Origin of the sequence: Streptomyces cinereoruber (assembly GCF_009299385.1) — a bacterium.
In the GTDB taxonomy this organism is placed as follows: domain Bacteria; phylum Actinomycetota; class Actinomycetes; order Streptomycetales; family Streptomycetaceae; genus Streptomyces; species Streptomyces bikiniensis.
Genome location: NZ_CP023693.1, coordinates 4,886,482 through 4,901,757, shown reverse-complemented (window position 1 = coordinate 4,901,757; position 15,276 = coordinate 4,886,482). Strand labels below are relative to the sequence as shown.

The window sequence follows — 15,276 nt, the reverse complement described above, 5'->3', positions numbered from 1 at the left end:
GGCGACTTCCTGAAGTGTGGATGGTGGGCCGATCCCCCAGTTTACGGGCGGCCCGAACCGGCCGGTGACGTCGCCCTCCGGCCGATCTCGGGGGCAAGGTCACCCAAAGGGCGTGTCCCGGACCCGGTTCCCGCCCCCTCCCCGCCTACGTTGGTCGGGTGGAGCAGCACAGGACAAGTCAGCCCCAGGGGCGCCGGCGGCCGAAGCCGTCCGGCTCGCCGACCGCCGCCCCGCCCCCCGCCGCGCCCGCCGCACCCTCCGGCCCGCTCGTGGAGGGCGCCTCCGTGTACCGCGTGACCGGCAGAGCCTCCCGTACCCCCGGCGGCGCCCGCGTCGAGCGGGCCTCGGCACCGGGCGCCCCGGACCGTACGGCGGGCGGCGCGGTCCGCCGTACCACCGGCCGTACCGCCGGTCGCGCTCCGGGACGTACGACCGCCCCCGCCCGCCGGCCCGTGCCCCCCGTCGTCCTCGCCCTGCGGCGGCTGCCCTCGCCCCGCCTCACCGGGCTCGGCGCCGGGCTCTTCGCCTCCGCCGTCATGCTGACGATCGGCTTCCTCGACCTGCTGCTCCTCGACGGCTCCCCCGTCGTCTACGGGCTGCTGTTCCTGCCGGTCAGCGCCCTGACCGCGCTCTGGGTCCGTACCGCCGACCTGGTCACCGCCCCCATCGGCGTCCCCATCGCCTTCGCCGTCGGCGTCCTCCCCATCGCGGGCGGCACGGGCGGCCTCGGCGGCCAGGCCATGGCCGTCGTCACCGCCCTCGCCGTGCACGCCGGATGGCTGTACGGCGGCACCCTGGTCGCCGGCATCATCGCCAGCGTCCGGAAGGTACGGGACATGGGGCGCCGACAGCAGCGCACCCGGACCGCCACCGGCACCGCCGGGGCCAACGGGGCCGCCGGGGCCGTCAAGCCTGCCGATCCGGTCGCCAAAAGCTCCAAGGCGGCCAAGGCCCGGTGAGCCGGTGACTCCGTAGTCCGGTGAGCCCCTGAGCCCGTAGTCCGGTGTCCCAGCGCCCCGTGATCCGGCGCCCCGGCCATCCGGCACCCCCGTTGCCCCCGTGATCCGCCGTCCCCGCACCTCCGCGAAACCCTCGGGGCTCCCGTCGTACCGGAGCCCCGCCCCGGCCCCGCACCAGCCCCGGCACCAGCCCCCGCCCTACGCCCTCCCCGCCGCCGCCATCGCCGCGCCCACGATCCCCGCGTTGTTCTGGAGTTCCGCCGGGACGATCTCCGCCCTGATCCCCTCGATCAGCGGCAGGAACCTGTCCGCCTTGCGGCTGACTCCGCCGCCGATGATGAAGAGTTCCGGCGAGAACAGCATCTCCACGTGCGCGAGGTACTTCTGCACCCGCTTGGTGGCCCAGTGCTCCCAGCTCAGGTCCTCGTCCTCCTTGGCCTTCGTCGAGGCCCGCTTCTCCGCGTCGTGGCCCTTGAGCTCCAGGTGGCCCAGCTCCGTGTTCGGTACGAGCCGGCCGTCGACGAAGAGGGCCGAGCCGATGCCCGTGCCCAGTGTCAGCATGATCACCGTGCCCTTGCGGCCCCGGCCCGCGCCGAAGGTCATCTCCGCGATCCCGGCCGCGTCCGCGTCGTTCAGGACGGTCACGGGGAGGCCCCCGATCCGCGGGCCGATGAGCGCGCCCGCGTCGACGTCGATCCAGGACTTGTCGACGTTCGCGGCCGTACGGATCGTGGAGCCCGTCACCACGCCGGGGAAGGTGATCCCGACCGGGCCCGTCCAGCCGAAGTGCGCCACGACCTCCGCGACGCAGCCCGCCACACCGTCGGGTGTGGCGGGCTGCGGGGTCAGTACCTTGTGGCGCTCCTCGGTGAGCGTGCCGCGCTCCAGGTCCACGGGAGCGCCCTTGATGCCCGAGCCGCCGATGTCCACTCCGAAGACGTTCATGGACCCACCGTAAGGGCTGGGGCGGCCCGTTACTCCTCGACCGGGGCCCTCCCCGGGCGCGTCGTCACTTCTCGGCCGGCTCCTCCGCGCCGAGCCGCTCCGCCACGGCCCGCAGGTTCTTGTCGCGGAGCTCCTTGGGGAGCGAGAAGGTCAGGGACTCGTCGGCCGTCTTGACGATCTCGACGTCCGCGTAGCCCCGCTCGGCCAGCCACTCCAGGACCTCCTGCACCAGGACGTCCGGGACGGAGGCGCCGGAGGAGAGGCCGACGCTGGTCACGCCCTCCAGCCAGGCCTCGTCGATCTCGCTCGCGAAGTCCACGAGGTACGCGGCGGGCACGCCGGCCTGCTTGGCGACCTCGACCATGCGGATCGAGTTCGAGGAGTTCTTCGAGCCGACGACGATCACCAGCTCGGCCTGGCCGGCCAGCTCCTTGATCGCGGTCTGGCGGTTCTGCGTGGCGTAGCAGATGTCGTCGGAGGGCGGGGAGATCAGCTGCGGGAACTTCTCCTTCAGCGCGTCGACCGTCTCCATCGTCTCGTCCACCGACAGCGTGGTCTGGGAGAGCCAGACGACCCGGGAGGGGTCGCGGACCTCGATCTTGGCGACGTCCTCGGGGCCGTCGACCAGCTGGATGTGGTCCGGGGCCTCGCCGGAGGTGCCGATGACCTCCTCGTGGCCCTCGTGGCCGATGAGGAGGATGTCGAAGTCCTCCTTGGCGAACCGGACGGCCTCCTTGTGGACCTTGGTGACCAGCGGGCAGGTGGCGTCGATGGTCGCGAGCCGGCCCTGCCGGGCCTCCTCGTGGACGGTCGGGGCGACGCCGTGCGCGGAGAACATCACGATGTTGCCCGGCGGCACCTCGGTCGCCTGGTCGACGAAGATCGCGCCCTTCCGCTCCAGGGTCTGGACGACGTACTTGTTGTGGACGATCTCGTGCCGGACGTAGATCGGGGCCCCGTACTGCTCCAGGGCCTTCTCCACCGCGATCACGGCACGGTCCACGCCCGCGCAGTAGCCGCGGGGAGCGGCGAGCAGGACACGCTTCGGGCGGTTCGTCGCGGAGGCGGAATCGGGCGTCGGCGCGGGCGTTGCAGTCATGCGTCCCATCGTAAGGCTCGTAAGGCCGCCTCCCCGTGCGCCCGTGTCGGCGGGCGCCCCGGACGGGCTCCGCACCGCCGTCTCCCCCACGGCCGCGTCGCTCGGCGATCCGGCCGCCGTCATGGCCGAAACTGACCCCATGGCCGAGGAATCGCAGGTGGCGGCGGGCGGGAACGGTGACGGTGGCGACGACGGTGGTGGCGGTACGGACCACACCGGGCTCCGGCGGAACCTGGGCTTCCGCGACCTGGTCGTCTACGGGCTGCTCTTCATCGCGCCCATGGCGCCGGTCGGCGTCTTCGGCACCCTCGACGCCAAGTCGCACGGCGCGGTCGCGCTGGTGTACGTGGTGGCGACGGTCGCCATGGCGTTCACGGCGTTCAGCTACGCCCAGATGGTGCGGGTCGCGCCGCAGGCCGGGTCGGTCTTCACGTACGCGCGCAAGGGGCTCGGGGAGGGGCCGGGCTTCGTCGCCGGGTGGATGGCGATGCTCGACTACCTGCTGATCCCCGCCGTCGCCTACCTCTTCGCCGGCATCGCCATGGAGGCGCTGGTCCCGGCGGTCGACCGGTGGGTGTGGACCGGGATCGCCGTGGTCCTGACCACCCTGCTCAACCTGTGGGGCGTGCGGGCGGCGGCCCGCGTCGGCTTCGCGGTGCTCGCGACGGAGATCGCCGTCCTCCTCGTCTTCGTCGTGTCGGCCGTGGTGGTGCTCGTACGGGACGGGGCACGGCGCGACTGGTGGTCGCCGCTGGTCGGCGACGCGTCGTTCTCGCTCGCGGCGGTGCTCGGCGCGGTCTCGGTCGCCGTCCTGTCCTACCTGGGCTTCGACGCGATCGCCTCCTTCGCGGAGGAGGTCACGGGCGGCTCGGCGAAGGTGGCGCGGGCGCTGCTGTTCTGCCTGGCCCTCGCCGGTGTGCTCTTCGTGGCGCAGACCTGGCTGGTGGCGCTGCTCGAACCGGTCTCCTCGGCCGAGCTGGCCGCCGACCCCGGCAAGCAGGGCTCCGCCTTCTACGACGCCGTGGACGCCTCGGTCGGTGACTGGCTGCACGACCTGGTGGCCGCCTCCAAGGCGATCGGCGCGGCCTTCGCGGCGCTCGCCGGGCAGGCGGCCGGCGGGCGGCTGCTCTTCGCGATGGGCCGCGACCGGCGGCTGCCGCACCTGCTGGCCCGTACGGACGGGGGCGTGCCGCGCGTGGCGCTGCTGGTGTCGGCCACGGTGACGATGGTCGCGGCGGTGTGGGCGGCCCGGCGGGACGACGGCCTGGACCACCTGGTGTCGGTGGTCGACGTCGGCGCGCTCACGGCCTTCGTCCTGCTGCACGCGAGCGTGGTGGGCTGGTTCGCCGTACGGAGGGCGGAGGGGCCGCCGCACGTGCTGAAGCACGTGGTGGCGCCGGTCGTCGGCGCGGCGATCCTGCTCGCGGTGATCGTCGAGGCCTCGGTGGAGGCCCAGGTGGTGGGCGTGGTCTGGCTGGGCGTGGGCCTGGTGGTCCTGGCCGTCCAGGGGGCTTCGCGGACGCGGTGAGTACGGGCGGGGGCGTACGGGCAGAGGGCGTACGGGCGAGGGGCATACGAGACCGGGGCCCGCGCCCCCGCTCCGTACGGCCGCCCCGCCCCCCTCCGCCGTCCTGACGTTGTCGTACCGCGCCGTTACGCTCGGTCCATGGCTCTGACTACGTCCGCCGAAACGCCGCTGCCCGTCGGTGAGGTCTCCCGGATGATCGGGGGCTGGATCGACCGGCTCGGGGCCGTCTGGGTCGAGGGGCAGATCACGCAGCTGTCGCGGCGCCCCGGTGCCGGGGTCGTCTTCCTGACGCTCCGGGACCCCTCGCACGACGTCTCCGTCGGCGTCACCTGCTACCGGCAGGTCTTCGACGCGGTCGCGGACCTCGTGTCGGAGGGGGCCAGGGTCGTCGTGCACGCCAAGCCCGAGTGGTACGCGCCGCGCGGGCAGTTGTCGCTGCGGGCCGCCGAGATCAAGCCGGTCGGGATCGGGGAGCTGCTCGCCCGGCTCGAACAGCTGAAGCGGTCCCTGGCCGCCGAGGGGCTGTTCGCGCCCGAGCGGAAGAAGCGGCTGCCGTTCCTGCCGCGCCGGATCGGTCTCGTCTGCGGTCGCGCGTCGGCGGCCGAGCGGGACGTCCTGGAGAACGCGCGCCGCCGCTGGCCCGCCGTCGCCTTCGAGGTGCGGAACGTCGCGGTGCAGGGCGTGAAGGCCGTCCCGCAGGTCGTCCAGGCGGTCCGCGAGCTCGACGCGGACGAGGACGTGGACGTGATCGTCGTGGCCCGGGGCGGCGGCAGCGTCGAGGACCTGCTGCCGTTCTCGGACGAGCAGCTCGTCCGGGCCGTGGCCGACTGCCGTACGCCGGTGGTCTCCGCGATCGGGCACGAGCCGGACTCGCCCCTGCTCGACCTGGTGGCCGACCTGCGCGCCTCGACGCCGACGGACGCGGCCAAGAAGGTCGTCCCGGACGTCGGCGAGGAGCTGGAGCGGGTGCGCGGCCTGCGGGACCGGGCGCTGCGGACCGTGCAGGGGCTCCTGGACCGGGAGGAGCGCGGTCTGGCGCACGCGCTCGCGCGGCCCGTCATGGAGCAGCCGCTGCGGATGGTCGAGGTCCGCGAGGACGAGGTGTCCGCGCTGCTCGCCCGCAGCCGGCGGGTCCTCGGCCACCTGCTCGACCGGGCCGACTCGGAGCTCTCGCACACGCGGGCGCGGGTCCGCGCGCTGTCGCCCGCCGCGACCCTCGACCGGGGGTACGCGGTGCTCCAGCGGGCCGACGGGACCGTGGTCCGCTCCCCCGGCGAGGTCGCCGGGGACGAGGAGCTGCGGGCCCGGGTCGCGGAGGGCGAGTTCGCGGTACGGCGCGTGGCGGACCCCGGCTGAGCGGCCCGAGGGCCCGAGGAGCCCCTGAAGATCACCACATCGACGGAAGGACGGACATGGCAGCGGGTACGAGCACGGGCGCGGACGAGGCGGCCCTCGGGTACGAGCAGGCGCGGGACGAGCTGATCGAGGTCGTCCGGCGGCTCGAAGCGGGCGGCACCACCCTGGAGGACTCCCTCGCGCTCTGGGAGCGCGGCGAGGAGCTGGCGAAGGTCTGCCGGCTCCGTCTGGAGGGCGCCCGGGCCCGCCTGGACGCCGCGCTGGCGGCGGACGCGGACGGCGAGGACGGGGGCGCCGGGGAGTGAGTCGCCGGGGAGCTCCCGCCCCGGCGTACACTTCACGAGTGAAGCGGATCACTATCCGGATCAGGTAGTTGAAGTTTCACCAATCACGGGCGTACTGTCGAGGACATCGCTTGAACTTTGTACGAGCGATCCCCACCTTGTGCAGTCTCGTGCAGTCCGGAAGGTACGCAGCATGTCCCTCGCCCTTGACCCCGCCGCCCAGGAACTCCTCTTCCGCGAGGCCCGCACCGCCAACACGTTCACCGACGAGCCGGTGACCGACGAGCAGGTGCAGGCGATCTACGACCTGGTGAAGTACGGCCCCACCGCCTTCAACCAGTCCCCGCTGCGCATCACCCTGGTCCGCTCCCCCGAGGCCCGCGAGCGCCTGGTGAAGCACATGGCCGAGGGCAACCGGCCGAAGACCGCCGCCGCGCCGCTCGTCGCGATCCTCTCCGCGGACAACGAGTTCCACGAGGAGCTGCCGGCCCTGCTCCCGCACTTCCCGCAGGCCAAGGACATGTTCTTCGCCGAGCGCCCGGTCCGCGAGCAGTCCGCCCTGCTGAACGCCGCCCTCCAGGCCGCGTACTTCATCGTCGGCGTCCGCGCCGCCGGCCTGGCCGCCGGCCCGATGACCGGCCTGGACTTCGCCGGCGTCCAGAAGGAGTTCCTGGACGCCGACCACACCCCGCTGATGGTCGTCAACATCGGCAAGCCGGGGGAGGACGCCTGGTTCCCGCGCTCCCCGCGCCTCTCCTTCGACGAGGTCGTCACCACCGTCTGAGACGTCCGAGGCCGGTGACCACGGCCCGTACGGGCACGCCGAAGGGCCCCGCACTCCACGAGTGCGGGGCCCTTCCCGTAATCCCGTGTGCCGTGCGCCTTCGCGTACCGCTCAGACCTTCTGCGACCGCAGCGAGGCCGCCATCTCGGCCAGCCGCTCGAAGGACGCCGTGCCGGTCACCACGGTCGTCGCGCCGCCCTCGGTCCGCACGAGCGCGTCGTACTTCGGACCCTCCCAGCGCTGCCACGCCTGGCCGGCCACCGTCTCGGTCTTCCCGGTGTCCTTCGCGCCCTGGGACACCTTGGGCACGAACGCGCCCGGCTTCGCCGTCGACTGGTGGATCGCCACGTACTGGGTGTCCGGGGAGAGGAAGCCGAGCTGCCAGGCGTCGGCGTTCTCGCGCTTGTACGAGACGACCGTGGCCTTCCAGCCCTCGTCGAGGCCCTGGGGGGCCAGCACCGGGTACGGCGCCGCCCGCTGGGCCGTCAGGAGTTCGACCCGGTAGTCCTTCGCCTTCACCGGGTCCGCGTCCTCGTCGTGCGGGATGAAGAGATACATCACGCCCGCGGCGACCATGATCACACCGAGGGACTGGAACATCCCGCGTACCGTCTGCCTGCCTCGCATACCTGCCACGCCCCCCATGGTCGCATCACGGTCCCGCGCTCATACGTGGGCCCCTCTGCTCAATTTGTCGACCTGACGATAGAGTCGCAGCACCCTCGTATTCTCCGGCCGTCGCCGTACAGATTTCCGGCCGTCGCCGTACAGAAAGGTGCGCAACGATGACCGAGCACACCCTCCCGCCCGAACTGGAGGTCTCCCCCGAGGCCCCCGACCGCAACCTCGCCCTCGAACTGGTGCGCGTCACCGAGGCCGCCGCCATGGCCGCGGGACGCTGGGTCGGCCGGGGCGACAAGATCGGCGCGGACGGCGCGGCGGTCAACGCCATGCGGACCCTGATCTCCACCGTCTCGATGGACGGCGTCGTCGTCATCGGCGAGGGCGAGAAGGACGAAGCGCCCATGCTGTTCAACGGCGAGCGGGTCGGCGACGGCACCGGCGCCGAGGTGGACATCGCGGTCGACCCGATCGACGGCACCACCCTCAACGCCAAGGGCATGCCGAACGCGATCGCCGTCCTGGCCGCCGCCGACCGCGGCACCATGTTCGACCCGTCCGCGGTCTTCTACATGGACAAGCTGGTCACCGGCCCGGAGGCCGCCGACTTCGTCGACATCAACGCCCCCGTCTCGGTCAACATCCGCCGGGTCGCCAGGGCGAAGAACTCCTCGCCCGAGGACATCACGGTCGTCATCCTGGACCGCCCCCGCCACGAGGGCATCGTCAAGGAGATCCGCGAGACCGGGGCCCGGATCAAGTTCATCTCGGACGGCGACGTCGCCGGTTCGATCATGGCCGTCCGCGAGGGCACCGGCGTCGACATGCTCATGGGCATCGGCGGCACCCCCGAGGGCATCATCTCCGCCTGCGCGATCAAGTGCCTCGGCGGCGTGATCCAGGGCAAGCTGTGGCCGAAGGACGACGCCGAGCGGCAGAAGGCGCTCGACGCGGGCCACGACCTGGACCGGGTCCTCTCCACCGACGACCTGGTCAGCGGCGACAACGTCTTCTTCGTCGCGACCGGCATCACCGACGGCGAGCTGCTGCGCGGGGTGCGCTACCGCGCCGAGACGGCGACCACGCAGTCCCTGGTCATGCGCTCGAAGTCCGGCACGATCCGCCAGATCGACTCCACGCACCGGCTCTCGAAGCTGCGCGCGTACAGCAAGATCGACTTCGACCGCGCCAAGTAGCCGCGGGCCGGCGGGCGGGCACCCGCCCGCCGGACGGCACGAAGAAGCGGCGCGAAGAGAAGACAACGGAGAGGGGCGCCCCCATGTGCGGTGGGGGCGCCCCTCTTCGTGCGGACCGGCGGAGGTCTCCGGCCTCCGTCAGCCCGCCTTGGCGATCCGCTCCGGCGCGGCCGTCTTCCTCAGCTCCACCTCGCGCCGCCGGCGCCGGGCGAGGACCACGCGGCGCTCCGCCGCCGTGAGCCCGCCCCACACCCCGTACGGCTCGGGCTGGAGCAGTGCGTGCTCGCGGCACTCGACCATCACGGGGCAGCGCGCGCAGACCCGCTTGGCGGCCTCCTCGCGGGCGAGGCGCGCGGCCGTCGGCTCCTTGGAGGGGGCGAAGAAGAGTCCTGCCTCGTCACGGCGGCAGACCGCCTCCGCGTGCCACGGGCCGCCCTCGTCCTCGCGGGCCGGGGTGCGGGAAGGGGGGACGGCGACGGCCTGGAGGGGCTGATGCGGCAGTTGCAGCACGGTCTACTCCTGACGACTGACGGCGACTTCGCGAGCGAGAGGCGATGCCACGAGCCTTACCCGCTGTGCGCGCGCCTATGCACTGGGTGCCGCGCCGTTCCGCACTGCGGATGCCCCGCGACGCATTCCGGTCGCCCGCCCGGAGGGGCTCCCCGCTCGCGAACGCCCGTCAGTGGCCGAGGTGTTTGCGCATCTTGTCCTGGAGGTCCGTGATCCACTTGCCGCGCTTGGGCCGCGCCTCGACGTTCCCGAAGACCGAGTAGCCGTTGATGACGACGACCGGGGCCTGCGGGTCGACGCCCTCCAGGGTCACCACCTCGAAGTTCCCGAAGATGCCGCTGCCGTTGCCGCGCAGGCTGATGTTCTCCGGGACCCGCACCTCGACGTTGCCGAAGATGGAGGTGGCGTTGATCGTGGTCAGGCGCTGGGCGAAGATCGCCTCGGTCAGGTCGATCTCGATGTTCCCGAAGAGCGCGAAGGCGTTCGTCCGGCGGCTGACCCGCCAGCGGCCCTTGCGGGTGGTGCTGGAGAAGACCGCGACGAGGTTGTCCGGGGCGCCCCCCTCGTCGTCGGGGCCGTAGGAGTAGGCCGGCTCGGGCCCCGGCCGGGAGGTCCGGGCGGCCGGCAGGTCGCGGACGATCGGCTCCAGCTCCCCGACCGTCTTGGCCCGGTAGACCGCGTCGATCCGGTCCGAGTGCTCCTCGGCGTCGAGCCGTCCCTCGGCCAGGGCGTCCCTGAGGATGTCGGCGATCCGGTCCCGGTCCGCGTCCGAGGCCCGCAGCGCGCCCCGCGGATCGGCGAAGGCGGGCTCCGCGGGGGCGGTCTCGGCGGGGGCGGCCGGCCGCTGCGGCTGCGGCTGCTTCTCGGGTTCGGGCTGCTTTTCGAGGTCCACGGAGCCAGCCTAGCGAAACGCGATAGATCGCGACCAGGGGGCGGGGCCGGGTCCTGCGGACGGAGCCGGACCGGGTCGGTCCGCGCCAAGTGAGCCTTACCTCACAGGACCGGCGGAACGGGTGCGTTCTACGCTGGAGGGCGCGCTGCCGACGGAGGCGGCGCCGTCGCCCGCCGAGTGAGGAATGACCGCCGTCATGCCAGAGTTTTCGTACTCCGATCTGCTCCCCCTGGGAGAGGACACCACGCCCTACCGCCTGGTGACCGCCGAAGGCGTCTCCACCTTCGAGGCCGACGGGCGTACGTTCCTCAAGGTCGAGCCCGAGGCGCTGCGGCGGCTGGCCGCCGAGGCGATCCACGACATCCAGCACTTCCTGCGCCCGGCCCACCTGGCCCAGCTGCGCCGGATCATCGACGACCCCGAGGCGTCCTCGAACGACAAGTTCGTCGCGCTCGACCTCCTCAAGAACGCGAACATCGCCGCCGCCGGCGTCCTGCCGATGTGCCAGGACACCGGTACCGCGATCGTCATGGGCAAGCGCGGCCAGAACGTGCTGACCTCCGGCCGCGACGAGGAGGCCCTGTCGAAGGGCGTCTACGACGCGTACACCAAGCTGAACCTGCGGTACTCGCAGATGGCCCCGGTGACCATGTGGGAGGAGAAGAACACCGGCTCGAACCTGCCCGCGCAGATCGAGCTGTACGCGACCGACGGCGGCGCGTACAAGTTCCTCTTCATGGCCAAGGGCGGCGGCTCCGCCAACAAGTCCTTCCTCTACCAGGAGACCAAGGCGGTCCTCAACGAGGCCTCCATGATGAAGTTCCTGGAGGAGAAGATCCGCTCGCTCGGCACGGCCGCCTGCCCGCCGTACCACCTGGCGATCGTCGTCGGCGGCACCAGCGCCGAGTTCGCCCTGAAGACCGCGAAGTACGCCTCCGCGCACTACCTGGACGAGCTGCCCACCGAGGGCTCGGCCGAGACCGGGCACGGCTTCCGCGACAAGGAGCTGGAGGAGAAGGTCTTCGAGCTGACGCAGAAGATCGGCATCGGCGCGCAGTTCGGCGGCAAGTACTTCTGCCACGACGTGCGCGTGGTCCGCCTCCCCCGCCACGGCGCCTCGCTGCCCGTCGCCATCGCCGTCTCCTGCTCGGCCGACCGCCAGGCCGTCGCGAAGATCACCGCCGAGGGCGTCTTCCTGGAGCAGCTGGAGACGGACCCGGCGCGGTTCCTGCCGGACACCACCGACGAGCACCTCGACGAGGCCTCCGACGTCGTGCGGGTCGACCTCAACCGGCCGATGGACGAGATCCTCGCCGAGCTGACCAGGCACCCGGTCAAGACCCGCCTCTCGCTCACCGGCCCGCTGGTCGTGGCGCGCGACATCGCGCACGCCAAGATCAAGGAGCGCCTGGACGCGGGCGAGGAGATGCCGCAGTACCTGAAGGACCACCCGGTGTACTACGCGGGCCCGGCGAAGACCCCCGAGGGGTACGCCTCCGGCTCCTTCGGCCCGACGACGGCCGGCCGCATGGACTCGTACGTGGCGCAGTTCCAGGCGGCGGGCGGCTCGAAGGTCATGCTGGCCAAGGGCAACCGCTCCCAGCAGGTCACGGACGCGTGCGGCGCGCACGGCGGCTTCTACCTCGGCTCGATCGGCGGCCCGGCGGCGCGGCTGGCGCAGGACTGCATCAAGAAGGTCGAGGTCGTCGAGTACGAGGAGCTCGGCATGGAGGCGGTCTGGAAGATCGAGGTCGAGGACTTCCCGGCGTTCATCGTCGTGGACGACAAGGGCAACGACTTCTTCCAGAACCCGGCCCCGGAGCCGACGTTCACGCACATCCCGGTGCGGGGCCCCGGTCTGGCCTGAGGCGCCCCCCCCGGAACCGCCAGAGCCCCCGGCGGACGGCCGGGGGCTCTCCCCTTGCCGTGACGCGCTCGCCGCTCGGTAAGCCCCGAGCCCTTTTCGACCTCACGTCCGTGCCGGTCGAGGGCGCGTCTTTGAGGGATCACGCCAACTGGTGACAGGTCCGTGACCAGCAGATCCGCAGTGGGCCATCGCGTTGCGGAGGCTCTGCCGGGCATGACCGAAGGAGCTGACGGTCAGACGGAAAAGGCTCAGGACGTCGGCGAGGTGGCGTTCGGCCGCCACTCGGATCGACCGCTCGCGACCACCTGCGAAGCGCAAGCTTCTTCGGCCGGGTGCGGGCTCCGAGGAGTGCGATGGCCTGTCGCATCCGTCTCGCGACAGCCGGGTGGCCATCACTTGACAGTGGTGTCACCCAGGGCCTCAAGCACCTGCCGGAGGCCCTGGGCGGTCTTCTCGACCAGGCCGCGGTCCACACCGGCGAGCAACTGCGCGTAATTCGCCAGATGGTCGGCGAAGGCGACCCGGGTGACCTCGTGTCCGCGTGCGGTGAGGCGGATCTTGACGGTGCGCCGGTCGTCGCTCTCACGTACCCGCTCGACCAGGCCCTTGGCCTCCATCTTGTCGATGCGGTTGGTGATCGCGCCGGAGGTCACCATGGACGCCTTGAGGAAGGCCCCGGCGGTGAGGGCGTACGGCGGTCCGGAGCGCTGCAGCGTGGTGAGAACGTCGAACTCGCCGTGCTCCACTCCGTGCGCGGCGGCCGTGGCTTTGGCTGACTTGTCGACCACCCTGGCCAGCCGCTGGATCCGGGCGAAGAGTTCCACCGGCCAGAGATCCTCCGCCGCATCGGGGCGCTCCTTGACCCACTGGCCGATGATCACGTCCACGGCATCGCTCATCGCCGCACTCCTCTCAATGGACACCTTCTCAACGTTGAGATACTTGACGTTGAGGGAGTCGAGCTGATTTTATCTCAACGTTGAGATTATCAAGGCTGAATGACAGGAGCACCCGATGTCCGCGCCCACTCTCGATCCCGCCGCCCAGGACCTCCTCTTCCGTGAGGCCCGCGCAGCACATGACCGAGGGCGACCGGTCGAAGACCTCGGCCGCGCCGCCGGTCGCGGTCCTCGCCGCCGACAACGAGTTCCATGAGGAGCTTCCCGCGCCGCTCCCGCACTCTCCGCGGGCCAAGGACGTCGTCTTCGCCGCCCGCCCGGTCCGCGAGGAGCCGGCCCTGCCCGACCGGACGTTCCGGGCGGCTTATCTCACGCCGCCCTTCACCGTTCCGCGGCTGCTGCGCGACCGTACCGGCTGGTCGACCGCCACGATCGGCACCGGTCGGCTCGTCGCCCTCCTCGCGGGCTCGACGCTCTCCATGGCGCCGGCCGCCTCCTCGACCCGGACGAGCCGCCCGTGCCTCCCGGCCATCCTGCTCACGGCCGGAGCCCTGGCTCCGCCCACCGCAGCACTGAGCCCCCGGCCGCCGCTGCTCCTGCCGGTCGCGACGCCGGCCGTCTTCACGGCGAGTGCGGGCCAGGCGTCGCTCGCGGTGTACGCGACCCGGGCCGCGCCGACCAGCCAACGCCCCACCGCGATCGGCCCGTTCAACCTCTGCCACCAGCTCGGCGGCGCCTTCGGGCCGGCGATCGCGGCCCCGATCGCCCTGGGCCTGGGCGACTGAAACGCCCTCTCGCGAACGCGAGCCGGCAATGACCTGCATGCCAACCACTCACAATCCCAGGATCATGATCATGAACAAGGAAACACCCGCCGCGTCCACGACCACGACTCCGCCCGCAGCGGTACTGACCCGCCACGCGGACGCCGAGACCTGTTCCGACCCGAGCAGCGTGATGACCCTGCTGGCCGACTCGGACGGCACCGCCGGCGGCTGCACGAGCTACCGATCCACCTTCGCGAAGGGCGCGGTGGGGGCGCCGGCCCACTTCCACACCCGAGCGACGGAGCTGTTCTTCGTGATCAGTGGGTCCCTGCAGGTCCTGGTGGACGACGAGATCACCGTCCTCAACGAAGGCGACTTCCTCTCGGTGCCACCCCGCACCCCGCACGCCTTCGCCGCCGCCCCGGGCTGCGAGGCGGACGTCCTGTTCGTCTTCACCCCCGGCATGGACAGGTTCGACTACCTGCGCCTGCTCGGCCGGGTGATGCGGGGCGAGGCGGACCCGAAGGAGATCGCCGAGTCCTCGGAGCGCTTCGACAACCACTACGTCGACAGCCCCGTCTGGCGCGCCGCCCTGGAGCGTTCCGCATGATCGACTCCGCGACCCGGGTCCGGGTGGCCCGGCCCTCGTGCGACCTCACCGCCGCAGAACGCTTCTACGTAGCGGGCCTGGGACTGGAAGTTCTGTGGCGGACGACCGAACGCGTGCCGGGCGAGCACGACCTGCTGATGCTCGGCCCGACCGGCGGCAGCTGGCACTTCGAGCTGACACACGATCCGGACCACCCGCTGGAGCCGACCCCGACGGTGGACGACCTCTTCGTCGTCTACCTCGGCAAACCGGTGGACGAAACCCTGATCGACCGCCTCGTGGCGGCCGGTGGCACCCAGGTCGGCGCGCACAACCCGTACTGGGACGAACACGGAGTGACGATCACCGATCCGGACGGCTACCGCCTGGTGCTGTGCTCACGCACCTGGGGCGTCTGAGCCCGCGGCGGGCGAAGCGACCCGCGGACGGGCGGTCTTCGCCACCGAGGCAGGTGCGGAGAGACCCGTCCGGCGGTGAGCAGCCGGCCCGGCCGAAGGAGCCGATGTACGAGCTCTTGTCCATGGCGCTGGACGCCGACAGACGCAGCTGCACGATCTGGCCGGCTGTCTGGCAGCGGCCTCGCGGAAAGTCCGCGACGGCGGGACCTGAATCTCCTACCGGGTACGCGACTGGGCTTACGTGCCCCCCCCCCCCCCCCCCCCCCCCCGCTGTCGCGGCTGTGCCACAGCCGATCGGGTCTCGCGGTTCATCGGCTTCCCGCGCAGCCCCAGGTGCGCCCCCGGCCCCTTCGGGTCGGGGGCGCGGTCGCGTCCGGACGCGGCCGTGTGCGAGCCGTCGCGACTGGGCGCCGTCGGACCGTACGCAGTCGCGTCCCGGTGCCGTGGGGTCAGAAAGTCGCTACCGACCGGTAGCCCTCCCGTCGCCTACCCGTCAGTATGGGGCGCGAGCATGACAAGCACTGAGCAGCACCCACCGATCAGTCCGCAGTGGTCGACCTC

The 15,276-nt window shown here is 72.0% G+C and carries 16 protein-coding genes; 10 read left to right on the top strand and 6 right to left on the bottom strand.

Annotated features, from left to right (window positions below; translation table 11 throughout):
• Nucleotides 1-158: 158 nt before the first annotated feature.
• A complete protein-coding gene (locus CP977_RS35545; protein WP_372460614.1) occupies nucleotides 159-959 on the top strand; it encodes a DUF6542 domain-containing protein in 801 nt (266 codons plus the stop codon).
• A 198-nt stretch (nucleotides 960-1,157) separates the two neighbouring features.
• Here CP977_RS35545 and ppgK read toward each other — a convergent pair whose 3' ends face one another.
• Nucleotides 1,158-1,904: a polyphosphate--glucose phosphotransferase gene (gene ppgK, locus CP977_RS22280; RefSeq protein WP_062752427.1), complete on the bottom strand. Its 747-nt coding sequence runs from the start codon at nucleotides 1,902-1,904 to the stop codon at nucleotides 1,158-1,160.
• A 64-nt stretch (nucleotides 1,905-1,968) separates the two neighbouring features.
• Nucleotides 1,969-3,012: a 4-hydroxy-3-methylbut-2-enyl diphosphate reductase gene (locus tag CP977_RS22275; protein WP_079131047.1), complete on the bottom strand. Its 1,044-nt coding sequence runs from the start codon at nucleotides 3,010-3,012 to the stop codon at nucleotides 1,969-1,971.
• 130 nt (nucleotides 3,013-3,142) lie between these two features.
• Between CP977_RS22275 and CP977_RS22270 the strand changes: the two genes are divergently transcribed.
• From CP977_RS22270 to CP977_RS22255, 4 genes are all read left to right on the top strand, one after another.
• Nucleotides 3,143-4,531 (top strand): APC family permease, encoded by a 1,389-nt coding sequence (locus tag CP977_RS22270; RefSeq protein ID WP_229991394.1) that lies wholly within the window; start codon nucleotides 3,143-3,145, stop codon nucleotides 4,529-4,531.
• A 138-nt stretch (nucleotides 4,532-4,669) separates the two neighbouring features.
• Complete coding sequence (xseA, locus tag CP977_RS22265; protein ID WP_062752429.1) at nucleotides 4,670-5,887, top strand: exodeoxyribonuclease VII large subunit; 1,218 nt, start codon at nucleotides 4,670-4,672, stop codon at nucleotides 5,885-5,887.
• Between the two features lie 56 nt (nucleotides 5,888-5,943).
• Nucleotides 5,944-6,192, top strand: a complete 249-nt coding sequence (locus CP977_RS22260) for an exodeoxyribonuclease VII small subunit (protein WP_062752430.1) — start codon at nucleotides 5,944-5,946, stop codon at nucleotides 6,190-6,192.
• A gap of 172 nt (nucleotides 6,193-6,364) precedes the next feature.
• A complete protein-coding gene (locus CP977_RS22255; protein ID WP_062752431.1) occupies nucleotides 6,365-6,955 on the top strand; it encodes a malonic semialdehyde reductase in 591 nt (196 codons plus the stop codon).
• Between the two features lie 111 nt (nucleotides 6,956-7,066).
• Here the strand turns inward: CP977_RS22255 and CP977_RS22250 are convergent, their stop codons facing one another.
• Nucleotides 7,067-7,600, bottom strand: coding sequence for a DUF4245 domain-containing protein (locus CP977_RS22250; protein WP_183953231.1), 534 nt, complete (start codon nucleotides 7,598-7,600; stop codon nucleotides 7,067-7,069).
• 140 nt (nucleotides 7,601-7,740) lie between these two features.
• Here CP977_RS22250 and glpX point away from each other — a divergent pair, with 140 nt between their 5' ends.
• Nucleotides 7,741-8,772, top strand: coding sequence for a class II fructose-bisphosphatase (gene glpX, locus CP977_RS22245; RefSeq protein WP_053645839.1), 1,032 nt, complete (start codon nucleotides 7,741-7,743; stop codon nucleotides 8,770-8,772).
• 138 nt (nucleotides 8,773-8,910) lie between these two features.
• Here glpX and CP977_RS22240 read toward each other — a convergent pair whose 3' ends face one another.
• Both CP977_RS22240 and CP977_RS22235 read right to left on the bottom strand, forming a co-directional pair.
• Entirely contained in the window at nucleotides 8,911-9,282 is a 372-nt protein-coding gene (locus CP977_RS22240) for a WhiB family transcriptional regulator (protein ID WP_062752432.1), read from the bottom strand.
• Between the two features lie 169 nt (nucleotides 9,283-9,451).
• Nucleotides 9,452-10,174, bottom strand: a complete 723-nt coding sequence (locus CP977_RS22235) for a DUF1707 SHOCT-like domain-containing protein (protein WP_062752433.1) — start codon at nucleotides 10,172-10,174, stop codon at nucleotides 9,452-9,454.
• A 196-nt stretch (nucleotides 10,175-10,370) separates the two neighbouring features.
• On the opposite strand from CP977_RS22235, the gene CP977_RS22230 reads away from it, so the two are divergent.
• On the top strand, nucleotides 10,371-12,041 hold the full coding sequence (locus CP977_RS22230; RefSeq protein ID WP_152370704.1) for a fumarate hydratase: 1,671 nt from the start codon (nucleotides 10,371-10,373) through the stop codon (nucleotides 12,039-12,041).
• Between the two features lie 392 nt (nucleotides 12,042-12,433).
• Here CP977_RS22230 and CP977_RS22225 read toward each other — a convergent pair whose 3' ends face one another.
• Nucleotides 12,434-12,940, bottom strand: coding sequence for a MarR family winged helix-turn-helix transcriptional regulator (locus CP977_RS22225; RefSeq protein WP_152370703.1), 507 nt, complete (start codon nucleotides 12,938-12,940; stop codon nucleotides 12,434-12,436).
• Between the two features lie 161 nt (nucleotides 12,941-13,101).
• Here CP977_RS22225 and CP977_RS35540 point away from each other — a divergent pair, with 161 nt between their 5' ends.
• The 3 genes from CP977_RS35540 (at nucleotide 13,102) to CP977_RS22210 (ending at nucleotide 14,715) form a co-directional block, all read left to right on the top strand.
• The gene (locus CP977_RS35540; RefSeq protein WP_372460615.1) at nucleotides 13,102-13,725 is read left to right on the top strand and encodes a hypothetical protein; all 624 of its coding nucleotides are present in this window, start codon (nucleotides 13,102-13,104) and stop codon (nucleotides 13,723-13,725) included.
• 70 nt (nucleotides 13,726-13,795) lie between these two features.
• On the top strand, nucleotides 13,796-14,317 hold the full coding sequence (locus CP977_RS22215) for a cupin domain-containing protein (protein ID WP_109185618.1): 522 nt from the start codon (nucleotides 13,796-13,798) through the stop codon (nucleotides 14,315-14,317).
• A complete protein-coding gene (locus tag CP977_RS22210; protein WP_109185295.1) occupies nucleotides 14,314-14,715 on the top strand; it encodes a VOC family protein in 402 nt (133 codons plus the stop codon). Before CP977_RS22215 ends, CP977_RS22210 begins: the two co-directional genes overlap by 4 nt.
• Nucleotides 14,716-15,276: the final 561 nt, after the last annotated feature.

Coding starts and splice junctions, on each gene's coding strand:
- CP977_RS22230 (WP_152370704.1), top strand. CDS start 10,371: ATGCCAGAGTTTTCGTACTCCGATCTGCTCCCCCTGGGAGAGGACACC.
- CP977_RS22210 (WP_109185295.1), top strand. CDS start 14,314: ATGATCGACTCCGCGACCCGGGTCCGGGTGGCCCGGCCCTCGTGCGAC.
- ppgK (WP_062752427.1), bottom strand. CDS start 1,904: ATGAACGTCTTCGGAGTGGACATCGGCGGCTCGGGCATCAAGGGCGCT.
- CP977_RS22270 (WP_229991394.1), top strand. CDS start 3,143: ATGGCCGAGGAATCGCAGGTGGCGGCGGGCGGGAACGGTGACGGTGGC.
- CP977_RS22275 (WP_079131047.1), bottom strand. CDS start 3,012: ATGGGACGCATGACTGCAACGCCCGCGCCGACGCCCGATTCCGCCTCC.
- xseA (WP_062752429.1), top strand. CDS start 4,670: ATGGCTCTGACTACGTCCGCCGAAACGCCGCTGCCCGTCGGTGAGGTC.
- CP977_RS22225 (WP_152370703.1), bottom strand. CDS start 12,940: ATGAGCGATGCCGTGGACGTGATCATCGGCCAGTGGGTCAAGGAGCGC.
- CP977_RS22250 (WP_183953231.1), bottom strand. CDS start 7,600: ATGGGGGGCGTGGCAGGTATGCGAGGCAGGCAGACGGTACGCGGGATG.
- CP977_RS22260 (WP_062752430.1), top strand. CDS start 5,944: ATGGCAGCGGGTACGAGCACGGGCGCGGACGAGGCGGCCCTCGGGTAC.
- CP977_RS22215 (WP_109185618.1), top strand. CDS start 13,796: ATGAACAAGGAAACACCCGCCGCGTCCACGACCACGACTCCGCCCGCA.
- glpX (WP_053645839.1), top strand. CDS start 7,741: ATGACCGAGCACACCCTCCCGCCCGAACTGGAGGTCTCCCCCGAGGCC.
- CP977_RS22255 (WP_062752431.1), top strand. CDS start 6,365: ATGTCCCTCGCCCTTGACCCCGCCGCCCAGGAACTCCTCTTCCGCGAG.